This window comes from Mesorhizobium sp. C372A (assembly GCF_030323245.1).
GTDB lineage: Bacteria > Pseudomonadota > Alphaproteobacteria > Rhizobiales > Rhizobiaceae > Mesorhizobium.
The window spans coordinates 2047437-2065021 of the sequence record NZ_CP100475.1 but is presented as its reverse complement, the minus strand read 5'-3'; the positions used below and the strand labels follow the sequence as shown (position 1 = coordinate 2065021).

At 62.2% G+C, this 17585-nt stretch carries 19 protein-coding genes and 1 other RNA gene; 7 read left to right on the top strand and 13 right to left on the bottom strand.

All coding sequences use genetic code 11. From position 1 onward, the window contains the following. Nucleotides 1-13 precede the first annotated feature (13 nt). The 5 genes from NLY42_RS09685 to ssrS form a co-directional block, all read right to left on the bottom strand. Nucleotides 14-775, bottom strand: a complete 762-nt coding sequence (locus NLY42_RS09685) for a TerC family protein (protein ID WP_023694576.1) — start codon at nucleotides 773-775, stop codon at nucleotides 14-16. A 73-nt stretch (nucleotides 776-848) separates the two neighbouring features. Then, on the bottom strand, nucleotides 849-1673 hold the full coding sequence (locus tag NLY42_RS09680) for a TIGR00282 family metallophosphoesterase (protein WP_023668734.1): 825 nt from the start codon (nucleotides 1671-1673) through the stop codon (nucleotides 849-851). A gap of 56 nt (nucleotides 1674-1729) precedes the next feature. Further along, on the bottom strand, nucleotides 1730-2257 hold the full coding sequence (locus NLY42_RS09675) for a DUF3592 domain-containing protein (RefSeq protein ID WP_196813862.1): 528 nt from the start codon (nucleotides 2255-2257) through the stop codon (nucleotides 1730-1732). Between the two features lie 82 nt (nucleotides 2258-2339). Next, nucleotides 2340-2924, bottom strand: coding sequence for a 5-formyltetrahydrofolate cyclo-ligase (locus NLY42_RS09670; protein WP_023668732.1), 585 nt, complete (start codon nucleotides 2922-2924; stop codon nucleotides 2340-2342). Between the two features lie 92 nt (nucleotides 2925-3016). Continuing rightward, nucleotides 3017-3172, bottom strand: a non-coding RNA gene (gene ssrS / locus NLY42_RS09665) — 6S RNA. Between the two features lie 149 nt (nucleotides 3173-3321). On the opposite strand from ssrS, the gene NLY42_RS09660 reads away from it, so the two are divergent. After that, the gene (locus tag NLY42_RS09660; protein WP_023716052.1) at nucleotides 3322-4161 is read left to right on the top strand and encodes an AAA family ATPase; all 840 of its coding nucleotides are present in this window, start codon (nucleotides 3322-3324) and stop codon (nucleotides 4159-4161) included. Between the two features lie 43 nt (nucleotides 4162-4204). Here the strand turns inward: NLY42_RS09660 and NLY42_RS09655 are convergent, their stop codons facing one another. Continuing rightward, complete coding sequence (locus NLY42_RS09655; protein WP_023755546.1) at nucleotides 4205-5743, bottom strand: MFS transporter; 1539 nt, start codon at nucleotides 5741-5743, stop codon at nucleotides 4205-4207. Between the two features lie 142 nt (nucleotides 5744-5885). Between NLY42_RS09655 and NLY42_RS09650 the strand changes: the two genes are divergently transcribed. The 6 genes from NLY42_RS09650 (at nucleotide 5886) to msrB (ending at nucleotide 10069) form a co-directional block, all read left to right on the top strand. Then, nucleotides 5886-6749, top strand: coding sequence for a LysR family transcriptional regulator (locus NLY42_RS09650; RefSeq protein ID WP_023737887.1), 864 nt, complete (start codon nucleotides 5886-5888; stop codon nucleotides 6747-6749). Between the two features lie 58 nt (nucleotides 6750-6807). Next, on the top strand, nucleotides 6808-7254 hold the full coding sequence (locus NLY42_RS09645; RefSeq protein WP_023726162.1) for a GNAT family N-acetyltransferase: 447 nt from the start codon (nucleotides 6808-6810) through the stop codon (nucleotides 7252-7254). A gap of 35 nt (nucleotides 7255-7289) precedes the next feature. Next, complete coding sequence (locus tag NLY42_RS09640; RefSeq protein ID WP_050485875.1) at nucleotides 7290-7550, top strand: type II toxin-antitoxin system HicB family antitoxin; 261 nt, start codon at nucleotides 7290-7292, stop codon at nucleotides 7548-7550. Between the two features lie 9 nt (nucleotides 7551-7559). Then, nucleotides 7560-8750, top strand: a complete 1191-nt coding sequence (locus NLY42_RS09635; RefSeq protein WP_023755545.1) for a vWA domain-containing protein — start codon at nucleotides 7560-7562, stop codon at nucleotides 8748-8750. A 16-nt stretch (nucleotides 8751-8766) separates the two neighbouring features. Then, nucleotides 8767-9576 carry an MBL fold metallo-hydrolase gene (locus NLY42_RS09630; RefSeq protein ID WP_023755544.1) on the top strand — a complete coding sequence of 270 codons (810 nt, stop codon included), beginning with the start codon at nucleotides 8767-8769 and terminating at the stop codon, nucleotides 9574-9576. An 88-nt stretch (nucleotides 9577-9664) separates the two neighbouring features. Then, nucleotides 9665-10069 (top strand): peptide-methionine (R)-S-oxide reductase MsrB, encoded by a 405-nt coding sequence (msrB, locus tag NLY42_RS09625; protein WP_023688927.1) that lies wholly within the window; start codon nucleotides 9665-9667, stop codon nucleotides 10067-10069. A 62-nt stretch (nucleotides 10070-10131) separates the two neighbouring features. Here the strand turns inward: msrB and NLY42_RS09620 are convergent, their stop codons facing one another. From NLY42_RS09620 to NLY42_RS09590, 7 genes are all read right to left on the bottom strand, one after another. Beyond that, complete coding sequence (locus tag NLY42_RS09620) at nucleotides 10132-10443, bottom strand: hypothetical protein (RefSeq protein ID WP_023688926.1); 312 nt, start codon at nucleotides 10441-10443, stop codon at nucleotides 10132-10134. A gap of 7 nt (nucleotides 10444-10450) precedes the next feature. Further along, entirely contained in the window at nucleotides 10451-10891 is a 441-nt protein-coding gene (locus NLY42_RS09615; protein WP_023688925.1) for a hypothetical protein, read from the bottom strand. 93 nt (nucleotides 10892-10984) lie between these two features. After that, nucleotides 10985-11245, bottom strand: coding sequence for a DUF2312 domain-containing protein (locus NLY42_RS09610; RefSeq protein ID WP_023668722.1), 261 nt, complete (start codon nucleotides 11243-11245; stop codon nucleotides 10985-10987). A 150-nt stretch (nucleotides 11246-11395) separates the two neighbouring features. Further along, nucleotides 11396-14854, bottom strand: coding sequence for a pyruvate carboxylase (gene pyc, locus NLY42_RS09605; protein ID WP_023755543.1), 3459 nt, complete (start codon nucleotides 14852-14854; stop codon nucleotides 11396-11398). Between the two features lie 282 nt (nucleotides 14855-15136). Next, a complete protein-coding gene (locus NLY42_RS09600; RefSeq protein ID WP_023668720.1) occupies nucleotides 15137-16258 on the bottom strand; it encodes a branched-chain amino acid ABC transporter substrate-binding protein in 1122 nt (373 codons plus the stop codon). A 137-nt stretch (nucleotides 16259-16395) separates the two neighbouring features. Then, nucleotides 16396-16743 carry a DUF6867 family protein gene (locus NLY42_RS09595; protein WP_023668719.1) on the bottom strand — a complete coding sequence of 116 codons (348 nt, stop codon included), beginning with the start codon at nucleotides 16741-16743 and terminating at the stop codon, nucleotides 16396-16398. A gap of 112 nt (nucleotides 16744-16855) precedes the next feature. Then, nucleotides 16856-17584: an ABC transporter ATP-binding protein gene (locus NLY42_RS09590; protein WP_023668718.1), complete on the bottom strand. Its 729-nt coding sequence runs from the start codon at nucleotides 17582-17584 to the stop codon at nucleotides 16856-16858. Nucleotide 17585 lies beyond the last annotated feature (1 nt).

Below are 17585 nucleotides of genomic sequence, written 5' to 3'. Positions count from 1 at the left end.
CGATCGCCCAGCCTCAATGCCCACCGCTGGATTTCTTCCTTCGCCGCGCCAGCATGTTGAGGCCCTCGACCAGGGCGGAAAAGCCCATCGCGGCGTAGATGTAGCCCTTCGGCACATGATAGCCCATGCCGTCGGCGATCAGCGTCATGCCGATCATCAGCAGGAAGCCCAGCGCCAGCATGACGATGCTCGGGTTCTTGGCGATGAAATTGGCCAGCGGCCCGGCCGCCAGCATCATCACGCTCACCGCCACGATCACGGCGATGTACATGATGGCAATCTCGTCGGTCATGCCGACGGCGGTGATGATCGAATCGATCGAAAAGACGAGATCGAGCAGCAGGATCTGGAAGATGGCGCCGGCAAGCGAGATCTGCAGCGTCTCGCCCATCATCGTATCCTTGTGGTCGTCGGGATCGACGGTGTGGTGGATTTCCTTGGTCGCCTTCCAGACCAGGAACAGGCCGCCGGCAATCAGGATCAGGTCGCGCCAGGAAAAGCCATGGCCGAACGCTGTGAACACCGGCGTCGTCAGCTGCACGATGATGGAGATGGTTGCGAGCAGCACCAGCCGCATGATCAGCGCCGCCGAGATGCCGAGACGGCGGGCGCGGGCGCGCTGCGCCTCAGGCAATTTGTTGGTCAGGATCGAGATGAAGATCAGATTGTCGATGCCGAGCACGACCTCGAGGACGATCAGCGTCAGCAACGCGACCCACGCGGTTGGATCGGAAACAAATTGAAAATGCGGCGCAAAGAACTCGATCAGCTGCATGGAGGTCGTCCCCTCTTTAACGATCTAGAGCAGTTTCGTCGCCAGTTAGGTACTTTACTCGACTATATCAATGTCAAGACCAGAAGGATGGCGCGGTTTCTTCGAGCCGCGGCCCGCGACGAAAAGGCGCGATCTTCTCGGTCAGGCCGGTGCGGTCGGAAATAGTGACGCCGACGCCGCACAATGTCGCCGGTCCGGTCGCCGCCTCGAAGCGGCCTTTCGGCACTTTCGACAGGAAGCGGTTGAGCGGCTCTTCCTTGTCCATGCCGAGCGAGGAATCATAGTCGCCGCACATGCCGGCATCGGACATGTAGCCGGTGCCGCCGTTGAGGATCTGGTGGTCGGCCGTCGGCTGGTGCGTATGGGTGCCGATGACGAGGCTGGCGCGGCCGTCGACGAAATGCGCGAAGCACATTTTCTCCGAGGTCGCTTCGGCATGGAAGTCGATGACCACGGCATCGGCCTGCTCGCCCAGCGGACAGGCGGCCAGCTCGCGCTCGCCGGCCTGGAACGGATCGTCGAGCTCGGGATGCATGAACACCCGGCCCATGATGTTGGCGACCAGCACGCGCGCGCCGTTTTTGGCGATATAGACGCCGGAACCGCGCCCCGGCGTGCCCTTGGGGAAGTTGGACGGGCGCAAGAAGCGCTCCTCGCGCGGCGCGAAGACCAGTGCGTCGCGCTGGTCCCAGACATGGTTGCCGGTGGTGACGACATCCGCACCGGCGGCGATGGTGTCGCGAAAAATGTCTTCGGTGATGCCGAAGCCGCCGGCGGCGTTCTCGCCATTGACGATGACGAAGTCGAGTTTGAAATCCGAGATCAGGCCGGGCAGTTGTTCCCACACCGCCGTACGTCCCGATTTGCCCACCATGTCGCCGAGGAAGAGAAGTCTCATGCCCACTTCTATCCAGAGGCACGGACGCTAGGCAAGCGCTACCCGGGCGATTGGCGCTAACGCCGGCCGAAAGTACCACGCTGCTGTTGAGGCGGCTTGGCGCTCGCGCCCGCAACGCGAACTGCCGAAGGCATCATCGGTGACGCCGGCGGTGCGGTGCGTCCGCGCAGCCAGAAGAACCACACGTAAAAAACAGTGAACCCACCAGTAGCGGCCAGGAGCAACAGCCCGCCGCGCCAGCCCTTCATCGCCGCGGTATCGAGGATCGATGGATTGGCAGGGTTGTAATACAACTTCACCGCGTCGCCTTTGGACGCCGTGTAGAGGCCGATGTCCTTTCCCTTGCCGGACCACGTCATCGGTGCATCGTTCGCGACATAGGTGACAGCGACGTTGATGCCTTTCGCGGTGAGGCCATTACCCTGGGCTTCGCTGTAGGAACTGACATCCGTCACTGTGGCAACCGTCTGATGCCAGGCGAACTGGTGGTGCAGGGCCGTTCCGGAAATGTGCAATGCCATCGCGAACAGCGTTACCGCGATGAGGACGAACGGCATCAGCAGGAAGCGTGCGAAGACAAACATGATGGCCGCCATCGGCTCGGACTGTGTTGCCGGAATACTATCCGGCACGTCTTGGAAACGCGTTAAGCGGGATCGCGGTCTTTTAAGCGATGTCGAAGCGGCGCAAACCGCTCTCGGTGAGTATTTCCGGGATGATGACGTCGTGCGCCTCATCCGGCACCAGACCCACCTCCTGGCAATCGAAGGCGATGCCGATCAGTCGTGGCGGCTGGCCCTTGTCGATCAGCCTGGCGATGGCGCGGTCGTAATAGCCGGCGCCATACCCGATGCGATGACCGCGACTGTCGAAGGCCGCGAGCGGCACCAGCATCACCGCGGGATCGAGAACCTCGGCCTCCGCATGCGGACCGACCGTGCCAAAACCCATCTCGACCATCGGCGCGCCGCGCACCAGTTCGCGAAAGACGATGGTGGTCTTGTCGAGGATGGCCGGCAGGCAAAGCCTGGCCCCCTTCTCGCGCAAGGCGAACATCAGCGGCCTGACGTCGACTTCCGATCGCATCGGCCAGAAAGCTGAAACGATCTGACCCGGCTCGATGGCGAGGTGGTCGCGCGCCGTCTCGGCCATTTCAAGCGCGATCTCCACCCGCCACAGCGGATCGAGCGCATCGCGACGGCCGAGTGCCTCGAGGCGCAACTGCTTTTTCAGGTCTTTGGGAGATGTCATGCGCGGACGATAGAAAAGGTCGGATCTGGGTGACGTTTCATGAGCGACGTTTTCTACCACATCATCCGCCAAACTGGGCGGATACAGGTAAGTGACGATCCACACAACCGGTGGAGAGAGCGATCCCGGGAACCTACAAAGTAGGTGGGCGCCGTATGAGAAAACCCACGGGTCTTCCCAGGGACAGCTCCCTAAGGATCGTTAAGGCCCCGGGGAAAATGTTCTCCTGCCGGGAAGCGCAGACCGCCAAGCCCAATATAGGCGGCTGGTCGGTCAAGCGCTAGTGACATGAGCCGATGTTTCCATTTCGATCTCACACGCTTTGGTCGCAGCCGGCTCGCCCTTGCACAGGTCAAGCAGCGTCCTTACGGTCGCGCTCACCAACCGAGGAGCAAGTATGCGTTTCGAAGGCACGGCGGCCTATGTCGCCGACAAGGATCTGATGGTGGCGGTGAACGCCGCGATCGCGCTGGAGCGGCCATTGCTGGTCAAGGGCGAGCCGGGCACCGGCAAGACCGAGCTTGCCCGCCAGGTGGCATCGGCGCTCGGCCTCGACCTGATCGAATGGCACGTCAAGTCGACCACCCGTGCGCAGCAGGGACTTTATGAGTACGACGCCGTCTCGCGGCTGCGCGACAGCCAGCTTGGGGATGCCAGATTCAACGACATCAAAAACTACATCAAGCGCGGCAAGCTCTGGGACGCCTTCGCGGCCGGCAAGAAGGTCGTGCTGTTGATCGACGAGATCGACAAGGCCGATATCGAATTCCCCAACGACCTGCTGCAGGAACTCGATCGAATGGAGTTCTTCGTCTACGAAACCGGCGAAACGATCCGCGCCGCTGTGCGCCCCATCGTCATCATCACTTCCAACAACGAGAAGGAACTGCCCGACGCCTTCCTGCGCCGGTGCTTCTTCCACTACATCCGCTTTCCCGATGTCGACACGCTGCACAAAATCGTCGACGTGCACTATCCCGGCATAAAGCAGAATTTGGTGCGTGCTGCCCTGACCCAGTTCTACGAAATCCGCGACGTGCAGGGGTTGAAGAAGAAGCCGTCGACCTCCGAGGCGCTCGACTGGATCCGCCTGCTGGTCGCCGACGACATCGCACCCGAGGATCTGCGCGCCGACCCCAGGAACGCGCTGCCGAAACTGCACGGCGCGCTGCTGAAGAACGAGCAGGACGTGCATCTGTTTGAGCGCCTTGCTTTCATGGCCAGGCGGAAGGGATAAGGATCGGCGGGCGGGCTGAGCGCTATGAGCGAGCTTCGGCCGATCACTCGGCCGCCGCAAGCCCTGTCTCCTGCGGCGCGACGCGCTTCGGCCCGAAGATCACGAAACCGATGACCGACAGGGCGAGAACGCCGATCCCGCAATAGAGCATGACCCAGCCGAAACCATTGACCAGCGCGGCATGCACGATGGCGCCGGATGGGTCGAGGGCTGCGAGCTTCGGCGTCCCCTGCGCAAGGCCCTCCAGATTGCCGGTGGCGACCCTTTCCGCCAGTGCCCGCAACTCATCCGGCTCCAAAGCCGCGCCGAGTGTGGCCCGCAGGTGGGAAACGATACCTTGCGTCAGCAGCAGGCCGAGCACCGCGATGTTGATAGCGAGCGTGATCAGGCGTGCGCTGATGTCGATGCCGGACGCCATGCCGGCACGATCCGGCAATACCGCGCCGGTCGTGGTATTGGTGGTCGGCGAATTGGTGAGACCGATGCCGATGCCGGCAATCAGCGTGCCGGGCAGCATGGTCAGCCAAGTGGCGCCCTCGAGCCTGGAGCCGATCCACATGGCGATGAAACCGATCCCTAGCGTCAGCAGACCGAGCGGGATGGCAATTCGTGCCTGGTAGCGCGTGCGAATGCGCTCGGCGATCGGCGGCATCACCATGAAGGGCAGCGTGTAGACGAGCAATAGCAGGCCGGTCGTCGTGCTGTCGTAGCCGAGAACGCCGGAATAATAGATCGGCAGATAGATGATGAACGGCCAGTAGCTGAAATTCATGCCGATGGCGCCCATGATCGCGCCGGAAAACTGGCGGATGCGGAACACGGAGAAATCGAACATCGGATAGGGATTGACCCTCTCGGCGACAAGGAAAGCGATGAACGCAGCCACGGAGGCTGATATCACGCCGATGCGGGCGCTGGTCCCGAGATCCGCACCCTGCGTGATCAGATAGGAGAAGCCGAACACAGAAGCCGACAGCGTCAGCATGCCGGCCCAGTCAAGCTTCTGGGCGTTGTGATCGCGCGATTGCGTGACACCGGCGCCGATAAAGGCGAGCGCCAGGAGCGCCAGCGGCACGTGGATGAGGAACACCCACTGCCAGTTCGACAGCGCCACGATCAGGCCGCCAATGGCGGGACCGAAACCAAGCCCGATGCCTGAGACGACGCTCCAGGCAACAAAAGCCTTGCCGCGTTCACGGCCATCCTGGAACTGATGCGACAGCACGGCGACGCTGCAGGTCAGCATCGCGCCGCCGGCGAGACCTTGCAGGAAGCGGGCGGCGATCAGCAGCGCCGCACTCGGCGCCAGGCCGCACAGCAGCGAGGCGAGGCCGAAGGCGACGGTGGTGATCACCATCACGCTCTTGCGGCCGAAACGGTCGGCCAATGTCCCTGTCGCCATCAGCACCGTGGTGCAGGCAATGGTGTAGGCGTTCATGATCCATTGCAGGTCTTTGAAATCGGCGGCGAGCACGCTTTCCAGTTTCGGCAGGATCACCGGCACGCTGGAGATTTCGAGCCCGAACAGCAGCGACGCCAGGCACACGCCGGTGAGCGCTATGGTGTTTCGTTGAATTGGCATATCGATCTCTTTTCATCCGAGCATGAGGCGCTCTTCAAACCGCGACCGGTTTGAGATAGAGGAGACTCGACCATGAAAAAAGGCTATGCTCGGCTATATCAGAAATGACAAAACGGAATGATTGGCCCAATGGAGTGCTGCGATGACCAGTCTTGATGTGGACGCCGTACGAACCTTTGTGATGGTGGCCGATCTGCAGAGCTTCACCCAGGCGGCCACGGCGCTGGGCAGCACCCAGGCGACAATCAGCGTCAAGCTGCGCCGTCTTGAGGAAAAGCTCGGCGCGCGATTGATTGAAAGAACGCCGCGCCGCGTCAGCCTGTCGGCACGAGGCGCCGTCTTCCTCCCCGCCGCGCGCGACTTCCTTGCCGCGCACGAGCGCGCCATGGCGGAGTTTGCGTCAGCACCGTGCCGGCTTGCGCTCGGCTTTGTCGATCATGCCGCCGGTCCGGCGCTGTCCATTCTGATTGCCCAGCTCCATGCGCACGATCCATCGCTGACGCTCAGTTTGAGGATCGATACCAGCACGGTGCTCAAGGAAGCTTTCGATCACGGCGAGCTCGATGCAGTCATCGTGCACCGCGAAGGCGACAGCCGTCCTGGCCGGACCTTGTCGCGCAACCACTATGGCTGGTTCGCAGCACCTTCCTTCGAGTGGCAGCGCGGAACGCCGTTGCGCCTCGCGCTCTTAAGCACCGTGTGCAACTGTCCGGATCGTGTGCGGGCGGTCGAGGCGCTGGACAAAGCAGGCATCGCCTGGGAGGAGGCCTTCGTCGGCGGCGGCGGCGCGGCCGTCAACATTGCGATATCGGCGGGCTTTGCCGTTTCGGCGCTGGCTCACTGCGTCGCTCCGCCCGGCCTGATCGAGGTTGGCCGCAAACTTGGTCTTCCATCGCTTGACCCTTCCGAAGTGGTGCTGCATTCGCACAATCTGGCGCCGCGCGCGCGTGACGCGCTGCAGATGCTGGCGACCGCATTTCGCGAGTACAATTCGCCGGTGGATTAGGCGATGGTGTTTCCGATCTGATTCCGCCGGAATCCGATAAGGCTTTGGAGGAACCGAAATGACCGAGATCACCGTCCGCCCGCTGGCGCTGGCCGACCATGCCGACTGGCGGCGGCTGTGGACTGCCTACCTCACCTTCTACGAGACCAAGCTGCCGGACGAGGTCTACGACATCACCTGGGAACGACTGTTCACGGAAGGTGAATTCGAACCGAAGGGGTTTATCGCCACGCTCGACGGCAAGGCGGTCGGCCTGACCCATTATCTCTATCACCGCTCCGGCTGGTCGGAGAAAAACAACTGCTACCTGCAGGACCTGTTCGCCGACCCTGATGTGCGCGGCAAGGGCATCGGTGCGGCCCTCATTGAAGCGGTCAAGCAGGAAGCCGGCAAGATCGGCGTCAAGAACGTCTATTGGATGACCCACGAAACCAACGCCACAGCGCGCAAGCTCTACGACCATGTCGCGCGGCGGACAGGGTTTATCGAGTATGATCTGCTATGATGCGAGCGCGATCGAAATAACGCGGAAGGAGCCGAATGATCCGCTATGTCGGAATCCTGGATGGCAGTGACGGCGTTTGGGGAGTGCGGATGCCCGATCTCGCCGGCTGCCACGGGGCCGGCGCAAACCCGGCTGAAGCGATAGCCGATGCCGCGTCGGCTATGCGCGAATGGGCGGAAGCCCGCATCGCAAAGCACTTGCCCATGCCCAACCCACGTACTGTGGCAAATCTTCTGCAATCCGGCGAAATCGACAGTGCCCGTGGCGACTCCGCCGTGACCGTTCGGCATAGATAACGGCCAACCATGTTCCTCCCCTTCTTCCTCGAACTGAAGGTCGCGCGGATTCCCGTTTCGCTGCGGGAGTATCTGTCGCTGCTGGAAGGTCTGGAAGCCGGGCTGGTCGACTATGACGTCGAGGGTTTTTACTACCTCGCCCGCGCCGCGCTTGTGAAGGACGAGCGCCATATCGACCGCTTCGACCAGGTGTTTGCGCATGTCTTCAAGGGGATCGAGGCGCTCACCGGCCCCGATGCCGTCGGTGTCGCCAACATCCCTGAGGAATGGCTGCGCCGGCTCGCCGAAAAGCACCTGACCGAGGAAGAGAAGAAACTGATCGAGGCGCTCGGCGGTTTCGACAAGCTGATGGAGAAACTGAAGCAGCGGCTGGAGGAGCAGAAAGGCCGCCACCAGGGCGGCTCGAAATGGATCGGCACCGGCGGCACTTCGCCTTTCGGCGCCTATGGCTACAATCCCGAAGGCGTGCGCATCGGCCAGCATGAAAGCCGAAATCGCCGTGCGGTGAAAGTCTGGGACAAGCGCGAGTTCAAAAATTTCGACGACGCCGTCGAGCTCGGCACCCGCAACATCAAGGTGGCGCTGAAGCGCCTGCGCCGCTGGGTGCGCGAGGGTGCGGAGGAAGAGTTCGACCTGCCCGGCACCATCCATGCCACCGCCGAGCACGGCTATCTCGATGTGCAGACGCGCCCCGAACGGCGCAACGCCGTGAAGCTCTTGATGTTCTTCGATGTCGGCGGCTCGATGGACGACCACATCAAAAGCGTCGAGGAGCTGTTTTCGGCCGCCCGCGCCGAATTCCGCCAGCTCGAATATTTTTACTTCCACAACTGCCTTTACGAGGGCGTCTGGAAGGACAACCGGCGCAGGCATGCCGAGACCATCCCGACCTTCGATCTGCTTCACAAATACGGCCCCGACTACAAGGTGATCGTCGTCGGCGATGCCTCGATGAGCCCTTACGAGATCGCGCATCCCGGCGGTTCGGTCGAGCATTGGAATCCGGAAGCCGGCAGTGTCTGGCTTGGCCGCCTCATCCAGCAATGGCCGAATGCGGTCTGGCTGAACCCCGAAAACCAGAAAAACTGGGGCTTCACCCATTCGATCGCGATGATCCGCGATCTCTTCGGCGGCCGCATGTTCCCACTGACGCTGGCCGGGTTGGAAGCCGCGACGAAGCAGCTCTCACGCAAGCATTGATATGAGAGGAAAACCGATGACCTGCTTTCTTTGCCCGCAATGCGGCGTCCAGTTCGCGGCAACGCAGACCCCTCCAGAAAATTGCCCGATCTGCGAGGACGAGCGACAATATGTGCGCTGGGAAGGCCAGGCCTGGATCACTGGGGAAGAACTCTCTGCCGGGCATAGGCTTGTGATGAAGGACGATGCCGGCGTTCTCGCTTTCGGCATCGAGCCGCGCTTTGCTATCGGCCAGCGGGCGCTGCTGGCGCAGACGCCGCACGGCAATGTGCTGTGGGATTGCATCTCGATGGTGAGCGACGAGGCGGTAGCCGAAATCAACCGTCGCGGCGGCCTGGCCGCGATCGCCATTTCGCACTGCCACTATTATTCGGTGATGGTCGAGTGGAGCGAGGCGTTTGGCGGCGTGCCGATCTATCTCCATGCCGACGACCGCCAGTGGATCATGCGGCCGCACAACGCCATCGTCAGCTGGGCGGGCGAGACGCTGGCCATAAACCCGTCGCTGACACTCGTGCGTTGCGGTGGCCATTTTGCCGGCGGCCAGGTGCTGCATTGGAAACGCGATGACGGTAACGCCCTGCTGTCCGGCGACATATTGCAGGTGACGCCGACGCGTCGCCATGTCAGCTTCATGTACAGCTATCCGAACTACATTCCGCTCAATGCGCCGGCCGTGCGACGCATCGCGGCGGCACTTGAGCCTTTCGAATTCGACGACATCTACGGCGCGTGGTGGCAGCAGAACATCATCGGCGGCGCAAGAACGGCATTTCATGCGTCGATCGCCCGCTATCTTCAGGCGATTGGGCAGGAGCTCGGCTGAAAATGCGAGCAAAACACGTAACAAACGCCTATCTCTAAGCGAATATAGCTTGCAACCAACAACAAGCCGCCAAGGCTGAGGAGATCAAATGGACACCCACACCTACCCTGTCACCCGCACCGACGCTGAATGGCGCGCCCGCCTGACGCCCGAGCAATATGCGGTCATGCGCGGCCATGGCACCGAACGGCCCGGAAGCTGCGCCCTGCTCTACGAAAAGCGCGCCGGCACCTTTTCCTGCGTCGGCTGCGACCAGCCGCTGTTCGAATCCAAGCTCAAGTTCGAGAGCGGCACCGGCTGGCCGAGCTTCAATGATCCGGTGCCCGGTTCGGTCGAAAACACCGTCGACCGCAGCTACGGCATGGTCCGCACCGAATGCCACTGCGCCCGCTGCGGCAGCCATCTCGGCCATGTCTTCGAGGACGGCCCGCCGCCGACCGGCCTGCGCTATTGCATCAACGGCGTGGCGCTGAAATTCGAGCCGACGGCTTAAACCGCAGCTTGACCACCATCTTCAAAGGGCGGCTTCGGCCGCCCTTTTTCGTGTCAATCTTCTCAGACAACCACCACCAGGATCAGCCAAAGCGTAGCCCCGAGCGTCATCAACGAAGCCTTGGCGCCACTGGATTTTTCCGTGGTTCGCCAGACGGCAAAGGTCAGAAAGATGTTGTAGGGCACGGGCGCGAAATGCACCGCCAGGACGACGGCGAGCGGCAGCTTCAAGCCGAGCAGAATGAGCGCGGCCACCGACGAGGCGATGTTGATCGCCGTGCCGACAAGGACTAGATCGCGCCAGAACAACCGCTCGACCGGCACCGCGCCTTGCCAGCGCGAGCCGAAGAAGGATCCGATGCTTTGCACCAACACCTGATAGCTATCCCTCTCCCAGCACGTCGGTGACGGCGCGCTCGAAGCGCGAGCATTCCGTCACCAGCCAGTCGGCCATGGCCGGCCAGTTGTCCTCGGCATAGCAGTTCACCCGCCACATCGAATTGATGCCGAGGCCCTCGCAGCTCTGCTCCGGCCTGAGCTTCAGCCTGTCTTCGATTGCCGGTTGGAACGGCTTCAGCCGCGACCAGACCCCGGTCGCGCCGAACTTCCCGTTACGGCCGAAAAAGACGCCAACTTGGCTTTGCGCCGGCGCGACATACATCGACAGGACCAGAGCGAAGTCAGGCAGCCCGCGCTGCCAGAACCAGGGTCCGCGCCGCGCCATGGAAGCGCGTTCCTCCGGATGCCGTTCGGCGAACAGCGCCCAGAAGCTGCGTTGGCGGAATTCAGAGGCGCGGCGGGCGCCGAAGTCGAATTCGCTCATTGTTCGATGCCCGTTCCAGCATCATTCCTTGGCCCGAGACTGTTTCGAAATTCGCTCCGGCGATATCAGCCGGAGTAGAATTTCCAGACAGCCTTACACCATGCCGAGCGCGGCCTTGTAGAGATCGAGGATGGTTTCCTCTTCCTGGCGCTCGGCCTGGTCCTTCTTGCGCAGCCGGATGATCGACCGCATCGCCTTGGTGTCGAAGCCGGTGCCCTTGGCCTCGGCGAACACTTCCTTGATGTCGTCGGCGATGGTCTTCTTTTCTTCCTCGAGCCGCTCGATGCGCTCGATGAAGGCGCGCAACTGGCCGGCGGCAACAGTCTGGCTGGTATCTGTGATGTCGTCGGCCATGTTTTTTCTCCGCTACTTTTTAAGCACCGCGATTCTGGCGCCGTAAATTGGGAGCGGGTTCGATGCCCGAGCAGGCGCGGCGGGTCAAGCCATTATCGATGCTCCATCAACGGCTGCTGCCAGCCGTCCCCAGTGTGATGGATCCGCGCGTCAGCCAAACGCGATCAACAGATCCTTCGCATCGATCTGATCGCCGGCCTTGACCAGCACTTCGGCCACTGTGCCGTCGCGCTCGGCATGCAGGGCCGTCTCCATCTTCATGGCTTCGATCGACAACAGCACGTCGCCGGCCTTGACCGCTTGGCCGGCGGCAACTGAAAGGGCGGAGACCACGCCCGGCATCGGCGCGCCGACATGCGCCTCGTTGCCGGGCTCGGCCTTGCGCCGAGCCTTGGCCGCCGAGGCGCCATGCGCCCTGTCCGGCACCCGGACACGGCGCGGCTGGCCGTTGAGCTCGAAGAACACGGTGACCATGCCCTTCTCATCGACGTCGCCGATCGCAAGGCAGCGCACTACAAGCGTCTTGCCTTTTTCGATGTCCAGGAAGATCTCATCCTCGGACTTCATGCCGTAGAAATAGGTCGGCGTCGGCAGCACACTGACCGGCCCGTAGGTTTCCTGCGCGGCGGCGAAGTCGGTGAACACCTTCGGATACATCAGCCAGGAGGCGAATTCGTACTCCGAGAGCTTGCGCTCCAGCTTCTGCTCGATCTCCTTGCGGCTGGCCTTGAGGTCGGCTGGCTTGAGCAGCGAGCCCGGCCGCACGGTGATCGGCTTGCTTTCCTTCAGTGCCTTCTTCTGCAGCTTCGCAGGCCAGCCGCCGGGCGACTGGCCGAGATCGCCGCGCAGCATCGAGACGACCGAGTCCGGGAACGCGATGTCCTTGGCCGGGTTTTCGACGTCGGCAACGGTCAGATCCTGGCTCACCATCATCAGCGCCATGTCGCCGACCACCTTGGACGACGGCGTCACCTTGACGATGTCACCGAACATCAAATTGACGTCGTGATAGGCTTGTGCCACCTCGTGCCAACGCGTTTCCAGCCCGAGCGAACGCGCCTGCTCCTTGAGGTTGGTGAACTGGCCGCCCGGCATTTCGTGCAGATAGACTTCCGAGGCTGGCCCCTTGAGATCGCTTTCGAAGGCCGCATACTGGTTGCGCACCGCTTCCCAGTAGAAGGAGATGTTGCGGATCCATTGCGGATCGAGGCCGGGATCGCGCTCGGTTCCCTTCAGCGCCTCGACGATCGAGCCCAGGCAAGGCTGCGAGGTGTTGCCGGAGAAGGAATCCATCGCCGCGTCGATGGCGTCGACGCCACTTTCCACGCCGGCCAGCACCGTCGCCGCCGACAGGCCTGACGTGTCGTGGGTGTGGAAATGGATCGGCAGGTCGGTCGCCTCGCGCAGCGCCTTGAACAGCACGCGGGCGGCAGCCGGCTTCAAAAGCCCGGCCATGTCCTTGACGGCGATGATATGGGCGCCGGCGGCCTGCAATTCCTTCGCCAGCCCGACATAGTACTTAAGGTCGTATTTGGCGCGCGCCGGATCGAGGATGTCGCCGGTGTAGCAGATCGCCGCTTCGACCAGCTTGCCCTCGGCGCCCACCGCGTCCATGGCGACGCGCATGTTCTCGACCCAGTTCAGGCAGTCGAAGACGCGGAACAGGTCGACGCCGCCGGCCGCCGCCTGGCTGACGAAATGTTGCACCACATTGTCGGGATAGTTGGTGTAGCCGACGCCGTTGGCGCCGCGCAGAAGCATCTGCAGCAAAAGGTTGGGGGCCGCTTCGCGCACTTTGCTCAGCCGCTCCCACGGATCCTCGGTCAGGAAGCGCATGGCGACGTCGAAAGTGGCGCCGCCCCAGCATTCCAGCGACAGCAGCCGCGGCAGCGCCCGCGCATAGGTGCCGGCAATGCCGGCAATGTCATGCGTACGCATGCGGGTGGCGAGCAGCGACTGGTGGCCGTCGCGCATCGTCGTGTCGGTGACCAGCACCTCTTTTTGCTCACGCATCCAGGCAGCGAATTTCTCCGGCCCCAACGCGTCTAGCTTCTGCTTGCTGCCATCAGGCACATTGCCGTTGAGATAGGGCACGACAGGCGCTGCCGCATCGGTCTTGGGCATCGGTCGGCCGCGGGTTTCGGGATGGCCGTTGACGCTGACGTCGGCCAGATAGTTGAGCAGCTTGGTGGCGCGGTCCTGCCGCTTCACCTGCGCGAACAGCTCCGGCGTCGTGTCGATGAACCTGGTCGTGTAGGAATTGTCGGCGAAGCGCGGGTGGTTGATGATTGCCTCGAGGAAGGTGAGGTTGGTGGCCACGCCGCGGATGCGGAACTCGCGCAGGGCCCGATTCATGCGGGCGATCGCCTCGGCCGGTGTCGGGGCCCAGGCAGTCACCTTCTCCAGCAGCGGATCGTAGAAGCGGGTGATGACCGCGCCCGAATAGGCGGTGCCGCCGTCGAGGCGGATGCCGAAACCGGCGGCTTCGCGATAAGCGGTGATGCGGCCGTAGTCCGGAATGAAACTATGCTCCGGATCCTCGGTCGTGATGCGGCACTGCAGCGCGTGACCGTTCAGCCTGATGTCGGCCTGCGCCGGCACGCCCGACTCTTTCGTGCCTATGGCAAAGCCGTCCAGTATGTGGATCTGCGCCTTGACGATGTCGATGCCGGTCACCTGCTCGGTGACGGTGTGCTCGACCTGGATGCGCGGATTGACCTCGATGAAGTAGAATTTGCCGGTGTCGGCGTCCTGCAGGAATTCCACCGTACCGGCGCCGATATAGCTGGTCTCGCGCGCGATCTTGAGCGCATAGCCGCAAAGCTCCTGGCGCAATGCCTCGCTGAGATAGGGCGCCGGCGCCCGTTCGACGACCTTCTGGTTGCGGCGCTGGATCGAGCAGTCGCGCTCGAACAGATGCACCGAGTTGCCATGCGTGTCGCCGAGCACCTGGACCTCGACATGGCGAGCGCGCTCGATCAGCTTTTCGAGATAGACCTCGTCCTTGCCGAAGGCGGCCTTGGCCTCGCGCTTGCCCTCCATCACCTCGCGGGCGAGGTCGGCTTCGGCGCGAATGGCGCGCATGCCGCGCCCGCCCCCGCCCCATGATGCCTTGAGCATTACCGGATAGCCGACTGTCTTGGCGAGCTGCTTGACTGCTTCCATGTCGTCCGGCAGCGGTTCGGTTGCCGGCACCACCGGCACGCCGACCTCGATGGCCAGATTGCGCGCGGCGACCTTGTTGCCGAGCCGGCGCATCGTGTCGGGCTTCGGCCCTATGAAAGTGATGCCGGCCTCGGCGCAGGCATCTGCGAATTCAGGGCTTTCCGACAGGAGGCCATAGCCCGGGTGGATGGCGTCGGCGCCGGACAGTCTGGCGACCCGGATCACTTCCCCGATCGACAGATAGCTTTCGATCGGCCCCATGTCCCTGGCCAGATGCGGCCCGCGCCCGACCTGGTAGCTTTCATCGGCCTTGAACCGATGAAGCGAATATTTGTCCTCCTCGGCCCAGATCGCCACGGTTTTGAGGCCGAGCTCGTTGGCCGCGCGAAAGACGCGGATGGCAATTTCGGACCTGTTGGCGACGAGGATCTTCGTGATGGCCAAGGAAGGAGCTCCGGACAGGGAGGGATGGGGCAGAGGCATGATTAACGCGAAAATGCTGCAGTGCAACCAAAATCGGGGAGAGATTAAACCGATTTAAATCCGATTCTAGCACCACTGCTCGAAAAGCTGCGTGCGATTGGCGTCGCGAGGTGACGCTAATTGTCGTGCCCGCACAAATTCGACCCCGGCTAGCGGCTTATCCAGCCACCCTCGCTGCCGCCCTGTCACCAAAGAAAAATGCCCGGCGCGAACGCCGGGCATTAAATAGAGCTGTGTTCCGAATTACGACTTCGGGAACCAGGAGATCTTGCCGTCCGGACCCTTCTTCCATTCGTACATGATGTAGCCCGGGAGCTTCGGATCGCCCTTCGCGTCATAGGCGAGATCGCCCAGAACGGTCTTGAACGGGCCCTTCTCGTGCAGCGCCTTGGCCACTTCCACGGGGTCGTTCGACTTGGCCACGGCAGCAGCCTCGGCGATCACCTGCATGGCGGCGTAGGAGTAGAGAGTGTACGCTTCCGGCTCGAAGCCCTGGGCGCGGAACTTCTCGACCAGTGCCTTGTTCTCGGGGATCAGACGCGGATCTGGACCGAACGTGTTGAGCGTACCGATAACCGCATCGCCGGCGATCGCAGCCAGCTCGTCGGTCACGATGCCGTCGCCCGACATCAAGGTAGCCTTGAGGCCCTGGTCGGCCGACTGGCGGATGATCAGGCCGGCTTCGGTGTGCAGGCCGCCCCAATAGATCAGGGTGACGCCGGCGTCCTTCATCTTGGCGATCAGCGCCGAGAAGTCCTTGTCGCCGACATTGACGCCTTCATACATGACTTCGGTCAGGCCGGCTGCGTTCATCGCCTTCTTGGTCTCGTCGGCAAGGCCCTGACCATAGGGGGTCTTGTCGTGGATGACGGCAACCTTGGCGTCCTTGAAGTTGGTCGCGATATAGCCGCCGGCGATGCCGCCCTGCTGGTCATCGCGTCCGCAGGTGCGGAACACGTTCCACAGGCCGCGCTCGGTGAATTTCGGGTTGGTCGCCGCAGGCGTCACTTCGACGATGTTGTTGTCGACGTAGACTTCCTGCGAAACCGGGATCGAGACGCCCGAGTTGAAGTGGCCGATCACGAATTTCACGCCGTCGCCGACGAACTTGTTGCCGACCGAAATGCCCTGCTTCGGATCCGAGACGTCGTCGCCGACTTCGAGCTTGATCTGCTCGCCGTTCATGCCGCCTGCTGCGTTGATGTCGGCAACGGCCGCTTCCGCACCCTTCTGCAGCTGCGCACCGAAGGCCGCATTCGGACCGGTGATCGGACCTGCGACGCCGACGATAACGTCAGCCCATGCATTGCCACCGAACGCGACAAGCGCGGTCAGGGCAACGGCGGACAAAAGTGATTTCTTCATTTAAACGCTCCCATTTACGAGGTGGGCGTGGATGAAACTTTCATGCGATGCCCACCCTTATCGCAGAAAGCGTACTTTGCCGATTTTCAGGCCCTTGTCACGCCGATTCATCCCCGGAACGGCGTTAATGATGAACGTCAACCTTTCGGTTTCCAGCTTAAGATCGAAGCCCGTTCGTAAAGCCAATTATACTGCGTCACCATCTGGTTCGTACGCGTGTATTGATAGCCGACAAATCCCAATATCATGAGCACGATTGTGTCCACGACATAGTATTGCAGCGAAAACATCGTGCCGCCGAACAAGGCATGATGGATGAACCTGATGCCTATGCCGAGACCCAGCAGATAGGCGAACAGCGCCGGCAGGCTGCGCCATGTCTGGGCGCTGGCCTTGCCGGTCATCCATGCCGCCCAGCCGCCGAGCAGACAGGTGACGAAGAAGAACTGCCAGATGGAAGGTTCCTCGTGAAGAATGCCTTGCATGATGAAGACTCCCTAGCATGATCCCGAAAAGTTGCAGACTTTTCGGACAAAGGTCATGCGACAAACAAACAAGTTGGAGCGGAATACCGTATGCATACATTCCGCTCCAAAATCAGTGATGGCCGCCTTCGAGATAGGCCGCCCGCACTTCCGGATTGGCGAGCAATTCCTTGCCTGTGCCGCTCATGGTCACGTTGCCGTTGACCATGACATAGCCGCGCGTGGCGAGTTTGAGCGCGCCGAAGGCGTTCTGCTCGACCAGGAACACGGTCAGCCCTTGCGTGCGGTTCAGCTCGCGGATGGCATCGAAGATCTGCTTGACGATCAGCGGCGCCAGACCCAGCGACGGCTCGTCGAGCAACAGCAGCTTAGGCCGCGCCATCAGCGCACGTCCGATCGACAGCATCTGCTGCTCGCCGCCCGACAGCGTGCCGCCGCGCTGGGCAATGCGCTCCTTGAGGCGCGGGAACAGCGCGAACACCTTCTCGGCATCTTCGTCATAGTGCTTGAGATTGTCGAGACCGGCGCCCATCTGCAGGTTTTCCATCACCGTCATGCGCGGGAAAATGCGCCTGCCTTCCGGCGACTGCGCAATGCGCATGCGGGCGATCTCGTGCGTCGGCATCTGGGTGATGTCGGTGCCGGCGAAAGTGATTGAGCCGGCACGAGCGCGCGGCGCACCGAAGATGGTCATCATCAGCGTCGACTTGCCGGCACCGTTCGCACCGATCAGCGCGACGATCTCGCCCTGGTTGACGTGGACATCGACGCCGTTCAGCGCCTTGATGTTGCCGTAGTAGGTCTCGACGCCCTTGATGTCGAGCAGCGTTGTCTCGGCCATC